Origin of the sequence: Burkholderia sp. Z1 (genome assembly GCF_014893795.1) — a bacterium.
Lineage (GTDB): Bacteria > Pseudomonadota > Gammaproteobacteria > Burkholderiales > Burkholderiaceae > Burkholderia > Burkholderia theae.
In genome coordinates, this window is record NZ_JACFYL010000001.1 from 2324579 (window position 1) to 2346124 (window position 21546).

The window sequence follows — 21546 nt, forward strand, 5'->3', positions numbered from 1 at the left end:
CCACCGCGCCGCGGCCCGCCCCGGGCACGCGGCGCGAACCGATCGTCAGGAGACGGGCGCCCGCGCCCGGTTCGACCATGAAGAAATCTCTCGCCGCACTCGGCCTCTCGCTGATGTTGCTGTCGTCCGCCGCGTTCGCGGTACCGTCGCTGCAGCAGATCGAGCAGTCGATCGCACAGCACAACTGGCAACAAGCCGACACGCAGCTGTCGCAAGTCATCGACGCCCATCCGAACAACGCGCACGCGCGCTATCTGTATGCGCAGGTGCTGGACCGCGAAGGCCGCGCGTCCGATGCGCTCACGCAACTGCAGCGCGCGAAGTCGCTCGACCCGCAACTGCGCTTCACCGACGCGTCGCACTTCGCGCAGACCGAGTCGCGCATCCGTGCCGATGCCGCGCGCGTGAGCGGCAACGCGCCGTCGGCCACGCAGGCCGGCACGCTGCAACCGTCGCTCGCACCCGCCGCGCCCGCCGAAAAACACGGCCCGTCGACCGGCATGTGGATCGGCCTCGGGCTGATCGTCGCGATGATCGCGCTGGTGCTGCGCTGGACGTTGCGCCGCGCGCGCACGGCCGACGACGGCCGCGCCGACGACGAACGCCGCACGCAGCTCAAGCGTGCGACCGACGTGCTGAACGACATCCGTCCGCTGAAACTCGATGCGAAGCTGTCGACGGCGCCCGGCGCCGCGGCGCTCACGGGCGAACTCGACGCGCTCGAGGGCGATGCGCGCACGCTCGTCGAGGCGCTGTCGAACGGCAAGAATCCGGTGCCGCCGTATCGCGTCGATGAACTCGAACAGCGCCATGCAAGCGTGAAGGCGCGTGTCGAAGGCCGCCCCGACCCGGCCGCGCAACCCGCGGCACCGGTAAACGGCAGCGGCTCCGTGTACGCGCAGGAAGCCGATCGCATGACGGGCGCGCAGGGCCAGCCGTATCCGCCGCAGCCTTATCCGCAACAGCAGCCGCCCGTCGTGATCCAGCAAGGCGGCGGCGGTTTCGGCGGCGGGATGGGCGGGCTGCTGACCGGCGTGCTGCTCGGCGAGGCGATGTCGGGCGGCCGCGAACGCGTGGTCGAACGCGACGTGATCGTCGACGGCGAGCGCCGCCGGCAGGATGCCGACCCGGGCTTCGACCTCGGCCGCGGCGACGCGTCGAACTGGAGCGACGGCGGCAGCGGCAACGTCGATCTCGGCAGCAATGACGACGGCTGGACCGACGACAACACCTGACCCTGCGCAGCGCGTCGACGCACGACGCGACGCGCTGCAACGCACGCCACGCTCCCCTGCATGGCCGGCCGCGCCGACGCGCGGATTTGTCAATCATTTCAAGATGGACTACCGGCAATGGGGAGCGTTCGCTATCATGCGGCCATCGGCGTGCCACCGACCCTCATTCGACGCAATGCATCCCTGCGCGTCGCGGCACGCCTCCCTTCGCCCCAACAAGGAGAAAGCCGCTCATGAGCATCATCAAGGAATTCAAGGAGTTCGCCGTCAAGGGCAACGTGATGGATCTCGCCGTCGGCGTGATCATCGGCGGCGCGTTCTCGAAGATCGTCGACTCGATCGTGAAAGATCTCATCATGCCGGTCATCGGCGTGCTGACCGGCGGCCTGGATTTCTCGAACAAGTTCGTTCTGCTCGGCACCATCCCCCCGACGTTCAAGGGTAATCCCGATTCGTTCAAGGACCTGCAGGCCGCCGGTGTCGCCGCGTTCGGTTACGGCTCGTTCATCACGGTCGCGATCAATTTCGTCATCCTCGCGTTCATCATTTTCCTGATGGTGAAATTCATCAACAAGCTGCGCAAGCCGGACGAAGCCGCGCCGGCCGTGACGCCGGAAGACACCGTGCTGCTGCGCGAGATCCGCGATTCGCTCAAGCAGCGCTGAGCGCCAAGCGCCCCGCCCGTCAGGCCCGCCCCGTGCGGGCCTTTTTATTGCGCGCGCCGTGCACCGCCGCATGCGGCCTATCTCACTTTTTTGTGACGCGCGAATGCACGCGCGGGGAAAGCAGGTCTATGATGGAGACTAAACGACAGTACGGGCGCCAAGACGCTGGCTGTGTCGATCATGGCGAGCAGGTCGACGGGAGACATTGATCGTCGTACTGCACGAATGCAGCATTTTCGTGTGCTATAAAGGATCGACATGCGGCGTACATAGCCGGGAGTGGGTCGCATGAAAGTGCCGCATTTCTTGCAATTGTTTTTGAGGCGAGTGTTTATGTCCTTCCCGAAAAAACGTCGGCGTGCCCAACAGGATGGCCAGGAGTCATTCCTCGCGGTTTTGCGCCACTCGAAACCGTTTGCCCAGCTCGACACCAAGATTGCCCGCGCCCGTGCGCAGGACGAACCCGTCCTGTACGCGCATGTGCTGCCCGGTCTCGACGTGCTCCTGTGCAGCGTGCGCGGCGCGCAGCCGCCCTATCCGGCCATTGCCGAGCTGCGCAAGCGCTGCATCGAATCGATCGCCAACGCGCTCGAGCAGCCGCTGGACGGCCTCGAAAACGGCGGATACTGGTACGAAGCGAACGGCTTCGGTTTCCTGGTATTCGCGAGCCGGGCGCGCGCGCGCATCCTGCCCGAGTTTGGTGCAGGTACGAAAGCGAGCCTGCGCGGCGGGCTCGGTCGCCAGAACGCCGGCGACACGACGCCACGCTCCCTCGGCTGATCCGCCAGCCATTCGATGGGCCGCCTCCGGGCGGCCCATCTGCCGTTTACGCGCTCAGTTCACCCGTCACACGGCCTGCTGACGCCCGTTGCCGGGCCGCACGATGTCGATGAACGCGGCGAAATCGGCACCGGCGAGCCCCTGCGCGGCGCCGAGCCGCAGCACCTGCTGCACGGTAGCCGACACGGGCATCACGGCGCCCGTGTCGCGCGCGGCGTCGGCGATCGCATCGACATCCTTCTGGAACGTGCTGAGCGCGCCGATCGGCGCGTGGCCGCCCGATGTCATGCGCGGCACGAACGTCTGCAGCAGCACCGAATCGGCCCAGCCGCCGGCCAGCGCCTCGGCCAGGCGCGCGGCGTCGATGCCGCTCGCCTGCGCAAGACCGACGGCCTCGGCGATCGCGGTCACCGTCGCGGTGACGATCGCCTGGTTGCACAGCTTCGCCGTCTGGCCCGCGCCCGCGTCGCCCAGGTGCGTGATGCGCGACGCATACGTGCCGATCAGCGGCCGCACCGCGTCGAGATCAGCCGCGCGGCCGCCGGCCATCACCGCGAGCGTGCCGGCCTGCGCGCCCGGCACGCCGCCCGATACGGGCGCATCGACCCAGCCCGTGCCGAGCGCGGCCGCGCGCGCCGCGTAGTCGCGAGTCGCGGCGGGCGGAATGCTCGAATGATCGACGATGCGCTGCAGGCGGCGCGCAGCGGCGTCGCCGGAGAGCAGCCCGTGCTCGCCGAACACGACGTCACCGACCGCGCGGCCGTCGAGCACGCATACGAATACCGTGTCGACGCGTTCCGCCAGTTCGCGCGGCGTGCCGACCACCTGCGCGCCGTCCTTCACGAGCGCCTCGGCCTTGTCGCGCGAGCGATTCCACACGCTGACCCGATGCCCGGCCGCCAGCAAATGCCGAATCATCGGCGCGCCCATCAATCCCGGTCCGCAAAATCCGACTTCCACGATATTCCTCGTCTCCGATATGGGTTGCACTTGCCGCCCATCATACCTATCACTCAAGAAGCCGGGCACGCGCGGCGCAGCTTCGGGACCGCGACCTGCACCGACGATATATGTCGATATCCCAGGGAGCGCATCATGAGCGACCATGTGTACAAGATGATCGAGCTGACCGGTTCGTCGCGGCAATCGAGCGACGATGCCATCCGCACCGCGATCTCGAAAGCCGGCAAGACGCTGCACAACCTGCACTGGTTCCAGGTGACCGAAACGCGCGGTCACATCGAAGGCGATCAGGTCGTTCACTGGCAGGTCACGCTGAAGGTCGGCATGCGCATCGACGACTGACCCGCACGCCGCATCACGCGCCGCGATCCGGATCCGCACCGCGCGCATCCGGACGGCACCGCGCGCTCCGCACCCTGCATTCCACCCCGTTCAGGCCCCTTGTCGAGGCCCGAGCGGCGGGTACCTGCGGGTATCCATCTCTTGACGCTGGCCCAGCTTCATATTAAAAACGATATATCCCCCCTGCCCCTCGATCAGCCCAGACATATAAAACGGAGATATCATGAGTCAGCAACGCGAGGCGATCGACACGTACCTCTTGCGCGTCTTGCACACCTTGTTGATGGAGCGCAGCGTCACGCGCGCGGCCGTCAAACTGAACCAGTCGCAACCGGCGATCAGTGCCGCACTGCGGCGCCTGCGCGACATCACCGGCGACCCGTTGCTCGTACGCGGCAAGTCCGGCATGGTGCCGACCGAATACGGGCTGCGCCTGCTCGAGCCCGTGCAGAACGCACTGCGTGAAATCGAGCGCATCAAATTCCAGCAGCACAACTTCGACCCGGCCACGTCGATCCGCTGCTACCGGATCGGCTGCCCCGACTACCTGAACGTGCTGTTCGTGCCGACCGTCGTGGAACGCTTCCGCCAGGCCGCGCCGAACGCGACGCTCGAGTTCCACTCGCTCGGCCCCGCATTCGACTACGAGCTCGCGCTGGAGGACGGCAAGCTCGACATCGTCGTCGGCAACTGGCCGGAACCGCCCGAGCAGCTGCACCTGTCGAATCTGTTCGTCGACGAAATCGTCTGCCTGATGAGCAACACGCACCCGTTCGCGAAGCGCGGCGGGCTCACGCTCGACCAGTACCTGAACGCGCCGCATCTCGCGCCGACGCCGTACTCGGTCGGCCAGCGCGGCGCGATCGACGTGCATCTCGCACGCGAACGGCTCAAGCGCCACGTGGTCGTCACGCTGCCGTACTTCAACCTCGCACCGTACGTGCTCGTGAAGTCCGACCTGATCTTCACGACGACGCGCCTGTTCGCCGATCACTACGCGAAGTTCCTGCCGCTGTCGGTCGTGCCGGCGCCGCTCGACTTCCCGCCGATGCAGTACTACCAGCTGTGGCACGAGCGCTGCCACTACTCGGACGAAGTGCGCTGGCTGCGCAGCCTCGTCGCCGAAGCCACCCGTACGCTGATCGAGGCGTAACGACACACGCCGCCCGCGCCAGCGCGGCGCGGCGACGGCGGCACGCCCGGCAAGGCGGCCGCCGCACGGCGTCAGCGTTCGTTCAGCGCGAGGCCTCGACGAGCGCGTGCGCGAGCGCGTTATGGCGCTCGATGACGGGCGGCAGATCGAGCGTCGCCAGTCGCCCTTCCCGCACCACCACCTTCCCGTTCACCACCGTGTACGCCGTCTGCGACGGCGCGCAGAACACCAGCGCCGCGACCGGATCGTGCAGCGCGCCCGCGAACAGCGGCTGGCGCAGGTCGAACGCGGCGAAGTCCGCGGCCATGCCGGGCTTCAGCGCGCCGATATCGTCACGGTTGAGCACCTTCGCGCCGCCGAGCGTCGCGATCTCGAGCGCTTCGCGCGCCGTCATCGCATCGGGCCCGAAACCGACCCGCTGCAGCAGCAGCGCCTGCCGCACTTCCGCGACCATCTGCGCGCCGTCGTTCGACGCGGAGCCGTCGACGCCGAGGCCAACCGGCACGCCCGCGAGACGCATCTTCTTCACCGGCGCGATGCCCGACGCGAGCCGCATGTTCGAGCACGGGCAATGCGCGACGCCGGTGCCGGTGCGCGCGAACAGGCCGATGCCCGCATCGTCGAGCTGCACGCAGTGCGCATGCCACACGTCGTGGCCGACCCAGCCGAGATCTTCAGCATATTCGGCGGGCGTCATCCCGAACTTCTCGCGGCTGTACGCGATGTCGTTGACGTTCTCCGCGAGGTGCGTGTGCAGCGACACGCCGTACTCGCGCGCGAGCACGGCCGCGTCGCGCATCAACTCGCGGCTCACCGAGAACGGCGAGCACGGCGCCACCACCACGCGCAGCATCGCGTAGCGGCCTTCGTCGTGATAGGTCTCGATCAGGCGCTGCGCGTCGCGCAGGATGTCCGGCTCGCGCTCGACGACCGAATCGGGCGGCAGCCCGCCGTCCCGCTGGCCGACGCTCATCGCACCGCGGCTCGCGTGAAAACGCATGCCGATCCGCTGCGCGGCGCCGATGCTGTCGTCGAGCCGGCTGCCGTTCGGGTAGATGTACAGGTGGTCGCTCGATGTCGTGCAGCCCGATTGCAGCAGCTCGGCCATCGCGGTGAGCGTCGACACCTCGATCATTTCGGGCGTCAGGTGCGCCCAGATCCGGTACAGGTTCGTGAGCCAGCCGAACAGCTCGGCGTTCTGCGCGGCCGGCACCGCGCGCGTGAGGCTCTGGTACATGTGGTGATGCGTGTTCACGAGCCCCGGGATCACGAGGTGGCCGCGCAGGTCGAGCACTTCGTCGGCCGTGTCGGGCAGCTCGGCGGTCGGGCCGACCGCGACGATCCGGTTGCCTTCGATGTAGAGCCCTGCGTCGCGCAATTCGCGGCGCGTGTCGTCCATGGTCACAAGCACGTCGGCGTGCTTGACCAGCAGGGTTTTCGGGCGGGATGGGGATGCGTTCGGCGCGCGTGCGCCAGCGTGCTGCTCGAGGTTCATGCGTTCTCCGCGTCGGTCTGCCCCCAGGGTTGAATCCTGGGGACGGTCACACAGCCGTTCGAACGCTGAATCGCGGCACGTCCCGGTGCCTGCGTCCGTTCGAACGCCCTGGCCCGGTTACCCGGCGTGCTCGCCGTCTTCGGGGTACGCGCGGGCCACAGGCCGACGCGCACGGCGGGAGGATCGCCCAAGCGCGCGCCACGCACAATGCTCGATCCCGAATACCGCGTTTCACGGTTCCGATATGGTACGCCGCGCGCAGGCCCGCCAGGCACCCGAAACGTACGCCCAAAGCCGTATCCGGCGTGCCGTCGACAGCCGCTCATGCGCGGCGCATTATCTTTGATATCGCGCCCGTATTTGCGCGGGGAACCTTTTTACAATGCCTGCACGGCGCTCGCTTCAACTTCGCCGACGGGTATGTAGCCACGTGACGTGGAGCCTCGATCCGCCGCACAGTCAATGGATCGAGTCGCCGCCGAACCTCGCATTCACACAAGGACAATTGCGAATGGGAAAGCTCACTACCCACGTACTCGATACGGCGCACGGTCGTCCCGGCGCCGCAATCAAGGTCGACCTCTACGCGCTGGACGGCGAATCGCGCCGCGCGGTCAAGACCGTGCTGACCAATAGCGACGGCCGCTGCGACGAGCCCCTGCTCGAAGGCGCCGCGCTCGCCGCCGGCGAATACGAACTCGTGTTCCATGCCGGCGACTACTTCGCGTCGCTCGGCGTGAAGGTGCCCGAACCCCGTTTCGTCGACCGCGTCGTGCTGCGCTTCGGCATCGCCGACACCGGCTCGCACTACCACGTGCCGCTGCTCGTGTCGCCGTGGTCGTACAGCACCTATCGCGGCAGCTGACATACGTATCAGCGCCCACATCAAAGACAAACGATCTGAGTCTGGAGGAGTTTCATGGAAGGCTTCATCACCGACTGGCTGAACCTCGCGCTGCGATGGCTGCACGTCATCGTCGCCATTGCGTGGATCGGCGAGTCGTTCTATTTCGTCGCGCTCGACAACAGCCTGAAACCGCCGACCGACCCGAACCAGCGCAAGCGCGGTGTGTTCGGCGAACTGTGGCACGTCCACGGCGGCGGTTTCTACAACATGCAGAAGTACACGGTTGCCCCGCCGGAAATGCCGGATGACCTGCACTGGTCCAAGTGGCCGTCGTACACGACCTGGCTGTCGGGCTTCTCGCTGTTCTTCGTGCTGTACCTGCTCGCGCCGAACACCTACCTGATCGACAAGAGCGTGCTCGACATGGGCCCGGTGGTCGCCGTGGCATCCGCGCTCGGCTTCCTCGCGGCCGGCTGGATCGTCTACGACTCGCTGTGCCGCGTTCTCGGCACCAACGACCGTGTGCTCGGCATTTGCGTCGGCCTCTACGTCGTCGTCGCGGCGTACCTCGCGTGCCACATCTTCTCGGGCCGTGCCGCCTACCTGATCGTCGGCGCGATGCTCGCGACGATCATGTCGGCGAACGTGTTCTTCGTGATCATCCCCGGCCAGCGCAAGATGGTCGACAAGATGCTCAAGGGCGAAGAACCGAACCCGATCTACGGCAAGCGCGGCAAGCAACGCTCGGTGCACAACACGTACTTCACGCTGCCCGTCGTGTTCGCGATGCTGTCGAACCACTATGCGATGACGTACACGAACAAGTTCAACTGGGTCGTGCTCGTGCTGATCATGCTGGCCGGCGCGCTGATCCGCCAGTTCTTCGTGATGCGTCACCGCGGCAAGCAGCTGTGGTACCTGCCGATCGGCGGCGTCGCACTGCTGTCGGGCGCGCTGGTGTGGACGATGCCGAAGCCGGTCGCACCGGAAGCGCAAGCTGCGAACGCGCCGAAGATCGTGATCAACGACATCATGCCGATCCTGCAGCAGCGCTGCGTCGAGTGCCACTCGGCGAAGCCGACGCTGATGGGCAGCGCCCCTGCGGGCGTGATGTTCGACACGCCGGACGAAGTGTCGAAGAACGCGCAGCGTATCTATGAACAGGCCGTGCGCCTGAAGGCGATGCCGATCGGCAACGTCACGCACATGACCGACGACGAGCGCACCAAGCTCGCCGCCTGGTTCGAGGGTGGCGCGGTCAAGTAAGCCGCCGTGCGCCGGTTGCCGGCGCAATCCTTTCCGTTCGCGGGCCCGGTAACGGGCCCGTTTTTTTTGCCTGTCCGGAACCCCTCGCCCGCTAACCGTGTTTCGCGTCGCGCTGAAGCGCAACGAGCGCATCGAGCGCACGCGGGCCGTCGTCGAACGGTACGAAGATGTGGTCGTGATACGCGGCCGCCATCACGTTGCAGCTGATGCCGGCCGCGCCGAGCGCCCGCGCGAACGCCGCCGTGAGGCCGACGGCCGCGAGGTCGGAATGCACGGTCAGCGTGATCCACGCGGCACGGAACAGCACGGGCCAGCCGCGACGTGCGGCCGCTTCCTCATCGACGACGACCGTCAGTCCTTCCGTTTCGCGGAAGGTCGCGATCGTTTCGGATAACGATACATCTGCGTCAGGCGGCAGCGATACGAAGGCATACGCACCGGGATGCAGTTCGGGTTGCATCGTGCGCAGCAGGATCGCGAGGTCGTTTTCAGGTTGGCTCATCGAAGGGGCGCGCCCGGAACCGGGCGCCGTGCGGTGGTGATGCAGGCAAGATAGCACGCGCGCCGATCGCGTCACGCGCGCACCATCGCGACTTCGTCCGCGAGCCAGCCGCGGAACGCGACGATGCGTGGATCGTCCTGCGCGCGCTCCGGATACACGACGTGATACGCGACATCGGGCGACAGCGCGACGCTCACGTCGAACAGCCGCACGATGCGCCCGTCCGCGAGTTCTCGCGCGATCATGTGCGGCTCCGCGAGGCCGACCGCCGCGCCGTCCGTCACGGCCTGCACCACATGGCTCGAATCCGGAAACGCGACGCAACGGCTGTCGTCGAAACCGTCGACACCGGCCGCGGCCATCCATGCCGACCAGCGCGGCCAGATCACGCCATCGACTTCGCAGTCCACGTGGCAAAGCGTCTGGCGCAGCAGGTCGCGCGGCCCGCGCAACGGCGGCCCGGCCGACAGCAGCGCCGGGCTGCAGACCGCGACGACCGACGTGCCGAACAGGCGCTGCGCGCACGCGTCGCGGTAACGCCCGGTGCCGAAGCGGATCGCGACATCCACGTCGTCGTCATCGAAGTCGCGCAACCGGTCGGTGATGTCGAACGTCAGTTCGAGCGCCGGATGCGCGGCCCTGAAACGCGGCAGGCGCGGCAGCAGCCAGTGCGTCGCAAAGCGCGCGCCGACAGACACGCGAAGTTCCGTCTGCTCCCGCTCGATACGGCGCGCCCGGGCGGTCGCGCGCTGCAGGCCCGCCAGCGCATCGGCGGCCGCACCGGCCAGCACGACGCCCGCCGGCGTCAGCCGGATGCTGCGGCTCGTGCGGACGAACAGCGCCATGCCGAGCTGCGCCTCGATTTCCTTGATCTGGTGACTGACCGCCGCCGGCGTCAGCCCGACCTCGTCGGCCGCCCGCGAGAAATTCAGGTGCCGCGCCGCCGCATCGAACGTCCTCAGCGCGCGCGTACCGGGCCACATGCGTTCCATCGATCTTCAAAGAGAATTTGATGACCGTTCCAAAACTACTCGTTTTTCATAACGCCATCAATCGGCAAACAATAGGCTTTCTTGAAGATACCGCGGGCCGCACCGTGCCCACGGCCAAACCCGGAGATTTGCCGATGACCGCTGCCCCGTTCCCGTCCGTCGCCCAGCTCAACGGCGTGACCGCGCCGCCAGACGCGCTCGCCGCGCTGGCATTCGCGGGCCATGCGCATTTCACCGCGATGCAGGTACGCGACGGCCGCGTGCGCGGCCTCGACCTGCACCTCGCACGGCTGCGCGACGCATCGCATGCACTGTTCGGCCATGCGCTGCCCGACGACCGGATGCGCGCGTTCCTGCGCGCCGCGCTCGAGCGCGCGCCGTCGGCGCTGTCGCTGACGGCGACCGTTCATGCGACGACCGGAGAATTCGTCGCGGCGCGCGACGACGAAGCGCTCGACGTGCTGGTCCGCACCGCCGCGCCGTCGTCGGGGCCGGCCGGCCCGCTCGATCTCGCGCTGTTCGAATACGAGCGCGTGCTGCCCGACATCAAGCACGTCGGCGAAGTCGCGAAGACGCACTTCCTGCGCCGCGCGGTCGCGCAGGGTTTCGACGATGCGGCATTCACCGATCGCCACGGGCGCATCAGCGAAGGCTCGATCTGGAATCTGGCGTTCTGGAGCGGCGACGCGGTCGTGTGGCCGGTGGCGGGCATGCTCGGCGGCGTCACGATGCGCATCGTGCGTCGGCACCTGGCGAGCCTTGGCGTGGCGCAGCACGAGCGCGAGGTGACGCCGGCCGACCTGCCGTCGATGGCCGGTGCCGTCGTGATGAATTCGTGGACGCCCGGTGTCGCCGTGCGCCGCTTCGGCACGGCGACGCTGCCCGATTCGCCGTCGCTCGCCGCGTTGCTGCATCGCGCGTATGAACGGGAGCCATTGGTCGCGCCGTGAAGCGCACCGACGCCAGGCAGCGCGGGTGCGCTGCCCGCCACCTCACCCTTCGACGGCCTCCGGCAGCCGCGCGATCGCCTTGATCTCGAACTGGAAGCCGTACAGCCAGGTCACGCCGACGGCGGTCAGCGTCGGATGCGGCGCATCGCCCCAGTATTCGGGGACGATCTCCCAGATCCGCTCGAACGTCGCTTCGGGATCGACGAGGAAAACCGTCACGTCGACGACGTCGTCGAACGTACAGCCGGCCGCGCGCAGCACCGCATTCAGGTTGTCGAACGCGCGGCGGACCTGCGCGCCCAGTTCCGGCTCGGGCGAGCCGTCCTCGCGGCTGCCGACCTGCCCGGACACGAACAGGAATCCGTTCGAGCGCAGCGCCGGCGAATAGCGGTTGCGGTCATACAGCGCCTGGCGACCGGGCGGAAAAACTACGCTACGCTTTGCCATCCAACACCTCCATCAGTCAGTGGGGCGAAGCCGCCCCTGCATCAACGATGAAGGCACTTTAAGGACCGTTGCCCGGCGGATAAACGGGCAACCCTGTCCAACACTGTTTGCGCGACCCAAACAATTTCCGACCGACGCGGAGCCCTGACCCGATGGATCGATTCGACGCAATGCAGGCGTTCGCCCGCGTGGTGGAAGCCGGCAGCTTCACGAAGGCGGCCGAGACGCTGCACATGAGCCGCACCACCGTCACGCAACTGGTGCAGCAGCTCGAAGCGCGGCTGCGCGTGAAGCTGTTCAACCGCACGACGCGCAAGGTCGTCGTCACGGCCGACGGCGCCGCGTACTACGACCGCGTGGTGCGGCTGCTTGCCGACATGGACGACGCCGAAACGAGCCTGTCCGTTGCGTCCGCATCGCCCAGGGGGCGGCTGCGCGTGGACGTGCCGAGCCCGTTCGCGCGCCTGATCCTGATCCCCGCGCTGCCCGCATTCCACGCGCGCCATCCGGACATCCAGCTCGACATGGGCGTGAGCGACCGCGTGGTGGACGTGATCGGCGAAAACGTGGATTGCGTCGTGCGCGGCGGCGAGCCGACCGACCGGTCGCTGGTCGCGCGCCACGTCGGCGACCTGCGGCTCGGCGTGTATGCGTCGCCGGCCTATCTCGCGCGCGCCGGCACTCCTTCGCATCCGGACGAACTGGAAGACACCCGCCACCGGATCGTCGGCTTTCTGTGGGCGCGCACCGGCAAGGCGCTGCCGTTCGCGATGGAATGCGACGGCGAGCACGTCAACGTGCGCGGGCGCTACGTGCTGGCGGTCGACGACGGCAACGCATATCTCGAGGCCGGCCTCGCCGGACTGGGTATCCTGTGGCTGCCCGACTACATGGCCGCCGCGTATCGCGCCCGCGGCGAACTGGTGCCGCTGTTCGAACGATGGCGGCTCGACCCGATGCCGATGTACGTCGCGTTCCCGCCGAACCGGCACGTCAGCGCGAAGCTGCGCGTATTCGTCGACTGGATCGCCGACCTGATGGCGCAGCATGCGCCGGTCGCGAACCGGCGCTGCGGCGGCGACGGTTCGCGCGACACGCGCAAAGCCGCGGTGACCTGAACCGCGCGACCAGCGCCGGCGCATAAAAAAACCCGCGCAACGTGCGCGGGTTTCGACAGGCTGGCGGCGAAACGCCGGCGACTCAGGCAGTCAGCGCGGTGAGCGCCTCATCGGTGAGCCACAGCGATTCCTGCAGATCCTGCTCGTTAAGGTTCAGGCCGTCGCCGCCGCGATCGACGACGATAAAGTCGCTGACGCCGCCGAGCGCGATCAGCGGGTGATGCCACACGCCCTTCGCATAGTTGACGCCCTGCCACCCGCTCGTCACGAACGCGCGGATCCTGGCCGGATCGAGATCGCCCGCGGGCGCCACGACGACGAGATACGGCTGGTCGTTCAGCGGCACGAAGGCCTGGCTGCCGAGCGGATGCCGTTCGAGCATCTTCACTTCGAACGGCAGCGTGCGCGGCTGGCCGCGGAACAGGTTGACGAGCGTACGGCCATCTTCATCCGTCACATCGACTGTCGCGAGATCGTGAAAACGGATCGTCGTGCCGAGGTTGATCGGGATCTGCTTCGCCCCTTCCGTTTCGATCACGTCGCCGAACGGCGCGAACGCTTCCTTGGTCAGCGCTTCGATAACAAGCGTCTTCATTTGTCGAGCGTCCCCCACAGACGCAGGCGCGACACGCCGCCGTCCGGAATGATGTTCAGTCGCACGTGCGTGACGGGGCCAAGCGACGCGATGCCTTGTTCGAAGTAATGCTGCTTGTCCATCTGCAGCTTCTGTTCGCCGAGCAGCACCGGCCAGAACATCGACTGCGTGATCAGCGAGCTGTCGGTGCCACCCGACACGTAGGCGGCCTGGATCGAGCAGCGGTCAGGGAAGTTGCCCTTGAAGAACGCCGTATCGACTTCGATCTTGCGGATCACGCCCGGTTGCGCGAGCGCGATGATCGCCCAGTCGTTGCCCGGTTCGCGGCGGCGGCGGGTTTCCCAGCCGTCGCCCATGTTCACGCCGCGGCCCGGCAGCAGCAGGTTCGACGCGACGCCGAAGTGCTGGTTGTTCGCGGCCACGACATAGCCGCCGTTTTCCATCGCCGCGAGATCGAACTGCTCGGTCGCGCTCGCGCCGGCCCAGTCGAGTTGCGGCTGGCCGTACACGCGCAGGCGGGCGATGCCGCCGTCCGGGTAGATGTTCACGCGCAGGTGCGTGAACGCCCGGGCGTCGCTCGCTTCGACGTAGTGATGGCTGTTGCCCTGCAACGTCGTCGACGGCACGATCTCGACCCACTCGGTGGCGTGCGTCGGCGCGCCGTCGGCCACGAAGGCGGCCTCGATCGACGCGGCCGGCGGGAAGTTGCCGGTGAAGTGGCTCGTATCGATGTCGAAGCCCTTGATCACGCCCGGGCGCGCGAGCTTGACGATGCACCAGTCGTAGCCCGTCGTGCGCTTGCGGCGCGTTTCCCAGCCGTCCATCCACTTGCCGTGGTCGTCGTACTTGCCGGGAATGAAGACGGCCGGCTCGGGGTTCAGCATCCGGTCCTTCGGCGCGAAGAAATCGTCGCTGGCCTCGAGCGCCTGCGCACCGAGACGCGGGTCGGCGAGGTTCACATAGCGCCGCGTGAAATCGGGTGCGTTGGGATCGAGAAGCGGAACAGCCATGATGTTTCCTTGTTTCAGTGATGCGATCAGGCCGCTGCGACGCAGCAGGCCGTATTGCGGTGTCAGGCGTCGATCAGGTCGTCGAGACGGAAGCGCGCGATCCGGTAGATCTGGTCGAGGCTCGCGCGCAGTTCCTCGGTGCGCGAATGATTCACGCGCGCCTCGAAGTTCGCAATGATGCCGTGCCGGTCATAACCGCGCACCGCGAGGATGAACGGGAAGCCGAACTTCTCGCGATACGTGCGGTTCAGCGTCAGCAGCTTGTCGAACTCTTCCTGCGTGCACTGGCCGAGGCCCGCGCCGCTTTGCTCGCGCGTCGACTCGGCCGTCAGCTCGCCGCGCACGGCGGCCTTGCCGGCCAGCTCCGGGTGAGCGTTGATCAGTGCGAGCTGGCGGACTTCGCCGGACCCTTCGACCGCGCCCGACATCGTCGTGTGCAGCGCATCGATGCTCGCGAACGGCCGCTCGCCCGCGGCGACCTCGGCCACCCACGGCGAATGTTCGAAGATGCCCGACAGCGCCGCGACAAATGCGCTCGGCGCCATCGTATTGAGTTGATTCAACGTGTAGCGCATCGCCTTCATGCTTTCCCTTCGTTTTGATGATTGGGCTGATACGGATGATGTTCGCGCCAGTGACGCGCGATATCGACACGGCGCGTCACCCATACGCGATCGTGTTTCTCGATGTGATCGAGGAAACGCTGCAGCCCGCGGAACCGGCCCGGCCGGCCGAGCAGTCGGCAGTGCATGCCGATCGACAGCATCTTCGGCGCCTCGTCGCCCTCTTCGTACAGCACGTCGAACGCATCGCGCAGGTAGTCGAAGAAGTGATCGCCCGTGTTGAAGCCCTGCGGCGTCGCGAAGCGCATGTCGTTCGTGTCGAGCGTGTACGGCAGGATCAGTTGCGGCGACGTGCCGCCGCCCGACACTTCGACGTCCATCCAGAACGGCAGGTCGTCGCCGTAATTGTCCGAGTCGTACAGGAAGCCGCCGTATTCCGCGACCAGGCGGTGCGTATTGGGGCTGTCGCGGCCGGTATACCAGCCGAGCGGACGCACGCCCGTCACGCGCTCGATCGCTTCCATCCCGAGCCGCATGTGCTCGGCCTCGAGCTCGGGCGACATGCTCTGATAGTGGATCCAGCGCCAGCCGTGGCACGCGATCTCATGGCCGAGCTCGACGAACGCGCGCGCGAGCTCCGGGTGACGCTCGATCGCCATGCCGACGCCGAACACCGTCAGCGGCATCCCGCGCTTCTCGAATTCGCGCAGGATGCGCCACACGCCGGCCCGCGAACCGTATTCGTAGATCGACTCCATGCTCATGTGGCGGTCCGGATACGCGGCCGCGCCGACGATTTCGGACAGGAACTGCTCGGAGCCCGGATCGCCGTGCAACACGCAGTTCTCGCCGCCTTCTTCGTAGTTCAGCACGAATTGCACGGCGACGCGGGCGCGCCCCGGCCAGTTCGCCTGCACGGGATGGCGGCCATAGCCGATCAGGTCGCGAGGATAGTTGGAATCGAGTGACATGGTTCGAAGGGCAGCGAAAGCTTGCTCAAATAATGGGTTCGCATCGACGGCGCGGATGCCGGGGGCCGGCCGCGCAAGCCGATGCGATGACGGCCCAGTGTAGCGAAAACGTCCATACGCGCCCATACAGCGACGCAGATAGTGCGTGTCAGACGGTGTGTATGTGCGGTTGCGGCAAATTCGGGGCCGCTTCCGCCACATCCCCGTCCGGCGGGCTGAAGCGGGCGAATGCGCCGTCGTAGCGCTTCGGCAGCGGCCGCGCGTAGTCGCCGCGCTTCGCGGTCGCGAGGCGCAGCGACACGAGCGCCTCGGCCCATTTGACGGCCGCCGTGACGCCCTCGACCACCGGCGCGCCGATCTGCTGCTCGATCTCGTGCGCGAACTCGGCCATCCCGGCGCAGCCGAGCACGATCGCGTCGGCGCCGTCCTCGTCGAGCGCGCGCCGGCATTCGTCCACGATGATCCGGCGCGCGGCCGAGCCCGGCCGGTCGAGTTCGAGCACCGCGACATCGGTCGCGCGCACGTTGCGGCAGAACCGCTTCATCCCGTAGCGCTCCGCCAGATGCCACGCCATCCCGCAGGTGCGCGCGAGCGTCGTGACAACCGAGAAGCCCGGCGCGAGCACGCTCGCCGCATGCATCGCGGCCTCGGCGATGCCGATCACCGGCCCGCGCGCGAGCTCGCGCGCCGCGTACAGGCCCGGATCGCCGAAGCACGCGATCACGTAGGCGTCGCAGCCGTCGCGCTCGCCCTGCGCGATCTCGGCGAGCAGCCCCGGCGTCGCGAGCGCCTCGTCGTAATACCCTTCGATTGACGGCGGCCCCATCGGCGGGCTCACGGCCACGATCTCCGTGCCCGCGGCCGCGACGTCGCGCGCGCAGCGGCCCATCGCGTCGGTCATCCGCTGCGTCGTGTTCGGATTGATCAGTCGAATCTTCATCACACGCTCCTCAGGCCTTCGCGCTTACGAGCAGCCGGTAGAACACGAAGCCAAGCCCCGCGCCGATGAACCACGAGAAGTTCGCGACGCCCTGCCAGCCCGGCATCATCACGCAGACGATCGCGATCACCGCAGCCGGCAGCAGCGCGGCCAGCGCGCGGCGGTTCACGCCGCCCGTGTACCAGTACGTGCCGCTCTCCGACATCGTGTACAGGTCGTCGCGCACGAGCCGGCCGCGCTTGACGAGGTAGAAGTCGGCGATCAGCACGCCGTACAGCGGGCCGATGAACGCGCCGAGCACGTCGAGCGTGTAGTGGATCACGGCCGGGTTGTTGAACAGGTTCCACGGCGTGATGAAGATCGACGCGACCGCCGCGAGCATCCCGCCCGCGCGCCAGCTGATCAGGCGCGGCGCGACGTTCGAGAAGTCGAACGCGGGCGACACGAAGTTCGCGACGATGTTGATGCCGATCGTCGCGATCGTGAACGTCAGCGCACCGAGGATCACCGCGGTCGGATGGTCAATGCGGCCGACCGTCTCGACCGGATCGGTGATGAGTTCGCCGAACACGGGCAAGGTCGCGGCCGTCGTGATCACCGTGACGAGCGAGAACGCGAGGAAGTTGACCGGCAGCCCCCAGAAATTGCCGCGCTTCACTTCGCCGAACGAGCGGCAGTAGCGCGAGAAATCGCCGAAGTTCAGCATCGGCCCGGAGAAGTACGACACGACGAGCGACACGGCCGTGATCATCACCGGAATGACTTCCGCGCCGTGATACTTGACGCCGCCGAGATTGATGCCGATGTTGCGCCAGCCCGCGCGCCACACCATGTAGCCGGCGAGGATGAACATCACGACGTAGACGGCCGGGCCCGCGAAGTCGATGAACTTCTTGATCGTCTCCATCCCGTTCCAGAACACCAGTGCCTGAAGCACCCACAGCACCATGAACCCGGCCCAGCCGACCGCCGACAGCCCGAGGAAACCGTAGTGGTGGACGTCCGCGTACGGCAGCCATTGTGGGAAGAACTTCAGCACGACGATCACGAGCGCACTCGACGCGAGATAGGTCTGGATGCCGTACCACGCGATCGCGATCAGCCCGCGGATCACGGCCGGCACATTCGCACCGAGCACGCCGAACGTCGCGCGGCACGCGACCGGATACGGCACGCCGATCTGCTGGCTCGGTCGCGCGATCAGGTTGCACAGCAGGTTCACGAAGCCGATCCCGACGATCAGCGCGATCAGCACCTGCCAGCTCGTCAGCCCGAGCGCGAACAGGCTGCCCGCGAACACGTAGCCGCCGACGCTGTGCACGTCCGACATCCAGAATGCGAAGATGTTGTACGAGCCCCATGTCTGATGTTTTAGGGGTGCCAAATCTTCGTTGTACAGACGTTTGCTATAACCATTCGGCAGCGCCGGTTCGCCGCCCTCGCCGCCTTCTTCCGCCGGGTAAGCGCTGTCGTGCGCCACACTGAACTGAGCCATGACTTCTCCTTGACGCGGCCGGATGGCCGCTCCACCGTCATCGATATCGCTCCGGATCGACGCCCGGAGTCGGACCAGCGGCCCGCGGCAAATACCGCAGGCCAGCATTGCTCTCGTTCTGTGGCGCGCAGCCGGGTTCGCGTCGCCGCTCAGGCGCCGCCGAACACTTCGCGCAAATCGACCTGCCCTTGCGCGGGCCGGTCCAGCATCTTCAGTTCGACATGCTGCAGGTGGTGCGCCATCAGCGTCACCGCCCGCTTCGCGTCCCCCGCCTCCAGCGCGGCGAGGATCCCGTCGTGGTCGTCGCACGAGCACGGGCTGCGCCCGTGCGATTCGTACAGCGCCGACATCAGCGTCGAGCGTGCGACGAGCCCCTCGAGGCACTCGCTGAGCGTCGCATTGCCCATCAGCGTGGCGAGCGCCGTATGGAATTCGCCCGACAGCCGGATCCATGCCGCGAAATCGTGCCGCTCGAACGCCTTGCGTTCCTTGTCGAGCAGCGCGGCGACACCCTTCAGCCGCTTCGCGCCGGGCCCGGTCGCGAGCCGCTCGACCACCGCGAGCTCGATGATCCGGCGCATTTCGAACACCTCGTGCACGTCCTGCAGCGTCGGGCTCGCGACGAACGCGCCGCGGTTCGGCTCGAGGTCGACCAGCTTGTCGGTCGCGAGCTGCGCGAGCGCCTGGCGGATCGTCCCGCGCTTCACGTCGAACACGTCGCAGAGCTGCGCTTCCGTCAGCTTCGCGCCGGGCGCGAGCCGATGCTCGAGGATCGCCGTGCGGATCCGCTCGGCGATCGCTTCGGGACCGGCTGCGCCGGACGGGTGGGAATCGGGCTCGTTCATGATCTGCATCGCGTGATGGTCCTCATCCTAGGACGGACATAAAGATTGTCAACAATTCTTTTCCGGGATTTCGCACAATCGGCGTGCATCGACATGACCCCATTCGGTGCAGCATGCGCACAATCCATGCATATCAAGCCTGGTAGGCACAGCAGAGGCCCTTCTCGTCGTATACCCGCCCGGCTATTTTGTTGACAAAAATGGTGCGTAACGTGAAGACGATTCGGTTGGCGGCGATGAAATTTCCGGACCGTTAGTTGCACACTTACATAAAGAAAAAGGCGGGAAACCCGCCTTTCGATCGATCGCGCCGGCATCAGCCGAGATGCGGATAGTCCGACAGCGTGAGCCGGAAACCGTGCGCATTCGCGACCAGCTGCGCCTGCGCGCCGAACGGCAACGTCAGCAGGTCGGGTACGTGGCCGAACTGCAGCCCCGTGACGACCGGGATCCCGACCACCGAGCGCACCTGCTCGATCATCGCCTGCATGTCGTAGCCGTTGTCGTACTCGAACGTCCGCGCTCCCGTGAACTGGCCGAGCACGAGCGCCTGCTGGCGCGCGAGCAGCCCGGACAGGTGCAGTTGATAGATCATCCGCTCGATCCGGAACGGCTGTTCGTTGACGTCCTCGACGAACAGGATGCCGCCCTCGATGTCGGGCATGTACGGCGTGCCGATGAGCGACGTGAGGATCGCGAGGTTGCCGCCCCACAGCGTGCCCGTCACGTTCACGGTCTGCACCTGCGGCGCTTCGGTGATGATCGTCGTGCTCGGCTGCGTCAGCGTCTGCCAGAAGTGCTGCATCGTGAAATCGCTCGGCGTTTCCGCGCCGAAGTCGGCGGACAGCATCGGGCCGCCGAACGTCTTGATGCGTGCCTTCGCGTACAGCGCGAGCTGGATCGCCGTGAAATCACTGTGGCCGACGAGCGCGACCGGCTGGTCGCGCAGCCGGCGTTCGAGCCCGCGATAGTCGAGCCCGTGCAGGATGCGCGCGGCGCCGTAGCCGCCGCGCACCGCGAGCGCGATGTCCGGCAGCGGGCGCTCGGGATCGGCGAGGCGGTTCAGGTCGCCCGCCCGCTCGCCGTCAGTGCCGCCGAACCGCTGGAAGCGCCGCTGCGTCGCTTCGATGTTCTCGATGCGCTGCTGCGCGGTGCTGAGGCGCTCGAGCGCGCGATTGATCGCGTCGGGGTCGTGCGGATAACCGGACGGCGCCAGCAGGCGGATGGTGTAGGACGCGGCGGGCTGGAGGGACATGGGCGAAAGGTGTCGGATCGTCAAACCTGCTTAGAGGGTCCGAACGGTCTCCGGTTCACCGAACCGTGCGCGCCCGGGGCGACAAACGCGGCCGGCGCGCCTATGACGTGCCGGATTCGGCGTCGCGGGCCTGCCGCGCGTCGCGCAGCGCACGACGGCGCTCGGCGAAGAACGATTTCAGCGCGGCGCCGCACTCGTCGGCGAGCACGCCGCCGGTCACTTCGGTATGGTGGTTGAGCTGCGGATTCGCGAACGCGTCGATCACGCTGCCGCATGCGCCCGTCTTCGGATCGGCGGCGCCGTAGACGACCCGCGCGATGCGCGCATGCATGATCGCGCCCGCGCACATCAGGCACGGCTCGAGCGTCACGTACAGCTCGCAACCGGGCATCCGGTAGTTCTGCAGATGCTGCGCGGCCATGCGCAGCGCGGCCATTTCCGCATGCGCCGACGGGTCGTGCCCGCCGATCGGATGGTTGAAGCCGCGTGCGATCACTTCGTCGCCGCGCACGAGCACCGCGCCGACCGGTACTTCACCGGCCGCGCGCGCCTCTTCGGCGGCGGCTTGCGCGAGACGCATGAAATGCAGGTCGCGCGCCGACACGGGCGCGGCTTCGGGAGCGGGAGATTGAGCGGGTTCGGCTGCCGGGTCGGTTGTCGATCGGGCTGCGTCGTCCAGCGCGTCGGACGTCACATCGGCCCCGCTTCGGCGGGCGCTTCGTCGAGCCCGCGCTCGCACAGGCGTTCCGCGATGCGCCGGCAGTAGTCGCGCGGCATCACCATCGGGCCGCCGCGCAGCGATTCGAGCGCCATGTCGAGCGCCAGGATCTTCGCCTGCAGCCGGCAGCGCGCGGCACGGTCGCTGACCGCCTGCACTTCGTCATGCAGGTTGCGCAGCGCGCGCAATTGCTCGACCGCCGGCGGCACGAAGCCCGCGTTCTTCAGGATACGGTTGGCCACCCGCACCTCCTCGGGTACGAGCAGGTCGTCATCCAGCGTCTGCGGCGCGCCGGTACCCGGCAAATCGTCGAACTCGCCCCGCGCGGCGGCGGCGGCGATACGTTGTTCGACCAGGGCGTCAAGCAATCTCATCAGTCAATCGGAACAATGCGGCAGG

24 protein-coding genes are annotated in these 21546 nt (G+C 67.3%); 9 read left to right on the forward strand and 15 right to left on the reverse strand.

Annotation, left to right across the window (positions count from 1 at the left end):
* Positions 1–77: 77 nt before the first annotated feature.
* From H3H55_RS10725 to H3H55_RS10735, 3 genes are all read left to right on the forward strand, one after another.
* Positions 78–1235 (forward strand): tetratricopeptide repeat protein, encoded by a 1158-nt coding sequence (locus H3H55_RS10725; RefSeq protein WP_193098578.1) that lies wholly within the window; start codon positions 78–80, stop codon positions 1233–1235.
* Between the two features lie 233 nt (positions 1236–1468).
* The gene (gene mscL, locus H3H55_RS10730; RefSeq protein ID WP_193098579.1) at positions 1469–1900 is read left to right on the forward strand and encodes a large conductance mechanosensitive channel protein MscL; all 432 of its coding nucleotides are present in this window, start codon (positions 1469–1471) and stop codon (positions 1898–1900) included.
* A 333-nt stretch (positions 1901–2233) separates the two neighbouring features.
* Entirely contained in the window at positions 2234–2680 is a 447-nt protein-coding gene (locus H3H55_RS10735; protein ID WP_027784713.1) for a hypothetical protein, read from the forward strand.
* Between the two features lie 66 nt (positions 2681–2746).
* Here the strand turns inward: H3H55_RS10735 and H3H55_RS10740 are convergent, their stop codons facing one another.
* On the reverse strand, positions 2747–3640 hold the full coding sequence (locus tag H3H55_RS10740) for an NAD(P)-dependent oxidoreductase (RefSeq protein WP_129512371.1): 894 nt from the start codon (positions 3638–3640) through the stop codon (positions 2747–2749).
* Between the two features lie 135 nt (positions 3641–3775).
* Here H3H55_RS10740 and H3H55_RS10745 point away from each other — a divergent pair, with 135 nt between their 5' ends.
* Complete coding sequence (locus H3H55_RS10745) at positions 3776–3985, forward strand: dodecin (RefSeq protein WP_193098580.1); 210 nt, start codon at positions 3776–3778, stop codon at positions 3983–3985.
* 223 nt (positions 3986–4208) lie between these two features.
* Positions 4209–5138 carry a LysR substrate-binding domain-containing protein gene (locus H3H55_RS10750; protein WP_006762467.1) on the forward strand — a complete coding sequence of 310 codons (930 nt, stop codon included), beginning with the start codon at positions 4209–4211 and terminating at the stop codon, positions 5136–5138.
* A gap of 82 nt (positions 5139–5220) precedes the next feature.
* Here H3H55_RS10750 and H3H55_RS10755 read toward each other — a convergent pair whose 3' ends face one another.
* Complete coding sequence (locus tag H3H55_RS10755; protein WP_193098581.1) at positions 5221–6633, reverse strand: 8-oxoguanine deaminase; 1413 nt, start codon at positions 6631–6633, stop codon at positions 5221–5223.
* 511 nt (positions 6634–7144) lie between these two features.
* Between H3H55_RS10755 and uraH the strand changes: the two genes are divergently transcribed.
* A complete protein-coding gene (gene uraH, locus H3H55_RS10760; protein ID WP_193098582.1) occupies positions 7145–7498 on the forward strand; it encodes a hydroxyisourate hydrolase in 354 nt (117 codons plus the stop codon).
* A 54-nt stretch (positions 7499–7552) separates the two neighbouring features.
* Positions 7553–8746, forward strand: coding sequence for a urate hydroxylase PuuD (locus H3H55_RS10765; protein WP_193098583.1), 1194 nt, complete (start codon positions 7553–7555; stop codon positions 8744–8746).
* A gap of 91 nt (positions 8747–8837) precedes the next feature.
* On the opposite strand, the gene H3H55_RS10770 is transcribed toward H3H55_RS10765, so the two are convergent.
* Together H3H55_RS10770 and H3H55_RS10775 are read right to left on the reverse strand one after the other, a co-directional pair.
* Positions 8838–9248, reverse strand: coding sequence for an ACT domain-containing protein (locus H3H55_RS10770; protein WP_193098584.1), 411 nt, complete (start codon positions 9246–9248; stop codon positions 8838–8840).
* 71 nt (positions 9249–9319) lie between these two features.
* Positions 9320–10240: a LysR substrate-binding domain-containing protein gene (locus H3H55_RS10775; protein WP_193098585.1), complete on the reverse strand. Its 921-nt coding sequence runs from the start codon at positions 10238–10240 to the stop codon at positions 9320–9322.
* 134 nt (positions 10241–10374) lie between these two features.
* On the opposite strand from H3H55_RS10775, the gene H3H55_RS10780 reads away from it, so the two are divergent.
* Positions 10375–11190, forward strand: a complete 816-nt coding sequence (locus H3H55_RS10780; RefSeq protein ID WP_193098586.1) for an aminotransferase class IV family protein — start codon at positions 10375–10377, stop codon at positions 11188–11190.
* Positions 11191–11232: 42 nt separating this feature from the next.
* Here H3H55_RS10780 and H3H55_RS10785 read toward each other — a convergent pair whose 3' ends face one another.
* Complete coding sequence (locus H3H55_RS10785; protein WP_193098587.1) at positions 11233–11637, reverse strand: RidA family protein; 405 nt, start codon at positions 11635–11637, stop codon at positions 11233–11235.
* Between the two features lie 152 nt (positions 11638–11789).
* On the opposite strand from H3H55_RS10785, the gene H3H55_RS10790 reads away from it, so the two are divergent.
* A complete protein-coding gene (locus tag H3H55_RS10790) occupies positions 11790–12755 on the forward strand; it encodes a LysR family transcriptional regulator (RefSeq protein ID WP_193098588.1) in 966 nt (321 codons plus the stop codon).
* Between the two features lie 82 nt (positions 12756–12837).
* Here the strand turns inward: H3H55_RS10790 and H3H55_RS10795 are convergent, their stop codons facing one another.
* The 10 genes from H3H55_RS10795 to H3H55_RS10840 all read right to left on the reverse strand — a co-directional run bounded on the left by H3H55_RS10795 (position 12838) and on the right by H3H55_RS10840 (position 21521).
* Positions 12838–13350, reverse strand: a complete 513-nt coding sequence (locus H3H55_RS10795; RefSeq protein WP_193098589.1) for an ureidoglycolate lyase — start codon at positions 13348–13350, stop codon at positions 12838–12840.
* Positions 13347–14360: an allantoicase gene (gene alc, locus H3H55_RS10800; RefSeq protein ID WP_193098590.1), complete on the reverse strand. Its 1014-nt coding sequence runs from the start codon at positions 14358–14360 to the stop codon at positions 13347–13349. The genes H3H55_RS10795 and alc overlap by 4 nt, the downstream gene beginning before the upstream one ends.
* 62 nt (positions 14361–14422) lie before the next feature.
* Positions 14423–14944 (reverse strand): 2-oxo-4-hydroxy-4-carboxy-5-ureidoimidazoline decarboxylase, encoded by a 522-nt coding sequence (gene uraD, locus H3H55_RS10805; RefSeq protein ID WP_193098591.1) that lies wholly within the window; start codon positions 14942–14944, stop codon positions 14423–14425.
* The gene (puuE, locus tag H3H55_RS10810; protein ID WP_048248549.1) at positions 14941–15894 is read right to left on the reverse strand and encodes an allantoinase PuuE; all 954 of its coding nucleotides are present in this window, start codon (positions 15892–15894) and stop codon (positions 14941–14943) included. Before puuE ends, uraD begins: the two co-directional genes overlap by 4 nt.
* A gap of 148 nt (positions 15895–16042) precedes the next feature.
* Entirely contained in the window at positions 16043–16834 is a 792-nt protein-coding gene (locus tag H3H55_RS10815; RefSeq protein WP_129512381.1) for an aspartate/glutamate racemase family protein, read from the reverse strand.
* 10 nt (positions 16835–16844) lie between these two features.
* Entirely contained in the window at positions 16845–18329 is a 1485-nt protein-coding gene (locus tag H3H55_RS10820) for an NCS1 family nucleobase:cation symporter-1 (protein ID WP_193098592.1), read from the reverse strand.
* Between the two features lie 149 nt (positions 18330–18478).
* Complete coding sequence (locus H3H55_RS10825) at positions 18479–19183, reverse strand: GntR family transcriptional regulator (protein ID WP_048248554.1); 705 nt, start codon at positions 19181–19183, stop codon at positions 18479–18481.
* A gap of 307 nt (positions 19184–19490) precedes the next feature.
* Complete coding sequence (ldcA, locus tag H3H55_RS10830) at positions 19491–20429, reverse strand: muramoyltetrapeptide carboxypeptidase (RefSeq protein WP_193098593.1); 939 nt, start codon at positions 20427–20429, stop codon at positions 19491–19493.
* A gap of 100 nt (positions 20430–20529) precedes the next feature.
* Complete coding sequence (gene tadA, locus H3H55_RS10835) at positions 20530–21123, reverse strand: tRNA adenosine(34) deaminase TadA (RefSeq protein WP_193098594.1); 594 nt, start codon at positions 21121–21123, stop codon at positions 20530–20532.
* The gene (locus H3H55_RS10840) at positions 21120–21521 is read right to left on the reverse strand and encodes a DnaJ family domain-containing protein (protein WP_129512386.1); all 402 of its coding nucleotides are present in this window, start codon (positions 21519–21521) and stop codon (positions 21120–21122) included. The genes tadA and H3H55_RS10840 overlap by 4 nt, the downstream gene beginning before the upstream one ends.
* Positions 21522–21546: the final 25 nt, after the last annotated feature.

Excerpts from the sequence above, each read along its gene's own strand:
- H3H55_RS10725 (WP_193098578.1), top strand. The coding sequence starts at position 78 with ATGAAGAAATCTCTCGCCGCACTCGGCCTCTCGCTGATGTTGCTGTCG.
- mscL (WP_193098579.1), top strand. The coding sequence starts at position 1,469 with ATGAGCATCATCAAGGAATTCAAGGAGTTCGCCGTCAAGGGCAACGTG.
- H3H55_RS10735 (WP_027784713.1), top strand. The coding sequence starts at position 2,234 with ATGTCCTTCCCGAAAAAACGTCGGCGTGCCCAACAGGATGGCCAGGAG.
- H3H55_RS10745 (WP_193098580.1), top strand. The coding sequence starts at position 3,776 with ATGAGCGACCATGTGTACAAGATGATCGAGCTGACCGGTTCGTCGCGG.
- H3H55_RS10750 (WP_006762467.1), top strand. The coding sequence starts at position 4,209 with ATGAGTCAGCAACGCGAGGCGATCGACACGTACCTCTTGCGCGTCTTG.
- H3H55_RS10755 (WP_193098581.1), bottom strand. The coding sequence starts at position 6,633 with ATGAACCTCGAGCAGCACGCTGGCGCACGCGCGCCGAACGCATCCCCA.
- uraH (WP_193098582.1), top strand. The coding sequence starts at position 7,145 with ATGGGAAAGCTCACTACCCACGTACTCGATACGGCGCACGGTCGTCCC.
- H3H55_RS10765 (WP_193098583.1), top strand. The coding sequence starts at position 7,553 with ATGGAAGGCTTCATCACCGACTGGCTGAACCTCGCGCTGCGATGGCTG.
- H3H55_RS10770 (WP_193098584.1), bottom strand. The coding sequence starts at position 9,248 with ATGAGCCAACCTGAAAACGACCTCGCGATCCTGCTGCGCACGATGCAA.
- H3H55_RS10775 (WP_193098585.1), bottom strand. The coding sequence starts at position 10,240 with ATGGAACGCATGTGGCCCGGTACGCGCGCGCTGAGGACGTTCGATGCG.
- H3H55_RS10780 (WP_193098586.1), top strand. The coding sequence starts at position 10,375 with ATGACCGCTGCCCCGTTCCCGTCCGTCGCCCAGCTCAACGGCGTGACC.
- H3H55_RS10785 (WP_193098587.1), bottom strand. The coding sequence starts at position 11,637 with ATGGCAAAGCGTAGCGTAGTTTTTCCGCCCGGTCGCCAGGCGCTGTAT.
- H3H55_RS10790 (WP_193098588.1), top strand. The coding sequence starts at position 11,790 with ATGGATCGATTCGACGCAATGCAGGCGTTCGCCCGCGTGGTGGAAGCC.
- H3H55_RS10795 (WP_193098589.1), bottom strand. The coding sequence starts at position 13,350 with ATGAAGACGCTTGTTATCGAAGCGCTGACCAAGGAAGCGTTCGCGCCG.
- alc (WP_193098590.1), bottom strand. The coding sequence starts at position 14,360 with ATGGCTGTTCCGCTTCTCGATCCCAACGCACCCGATTTCACGCGGCGC.
- uraD (WP_193098591.1), bottom strand. The coding sequence starts at position 14,944 with ATGAAGGCGATGCGCTACACGTTGAATCAACTCAATACGATGGCGCCG.
- puuE (WP_048248549.1), bottom strand. The coding sequence starts at position 15,894 with ATGTCACTCGATTCCAACTATCCTCGCGACCTGATCGGCTATGGCCGC.
- H3H55_RS10815 (WP_129512381.1), bottom strand. The coding sequence starts at position 16,834 with ATGAAGATTCGACTGATCAATCCGAACACGACGCAGCGGATGACCGAC.
- H3H55_RS10820 (WP_193098592.1), bottom strand. The coding sequence starts at position 18,329 with ATGGCTCAGTTCAGTGTGGCGCACGACAGCGCTTACCCGGCGGAAGAA.
- H3H55_RS10825 (WP_048248554.1), bottom strand. The coding sequence starts at position 19,183 with ATGCAGATCATGAACGAGCCCGATTCCCACCCGTCCGGCGCAGCCGGT.
- ldcA (WP_193098593.1), bottom strand. The coding sequence starts at position 20,429 with ATGTCCCTCCAGCCCGCCGCGTCCTACACCATCCGCCTGCTGGCGCCG.
- H3H55_RS10840 (WP_129512386.1), bottom strand. The coding sequence starts at position 21,521 with ATGAGATTGCTTGACGCCCTGGTCGAACAACGTATCGCCGCCGCCGCC.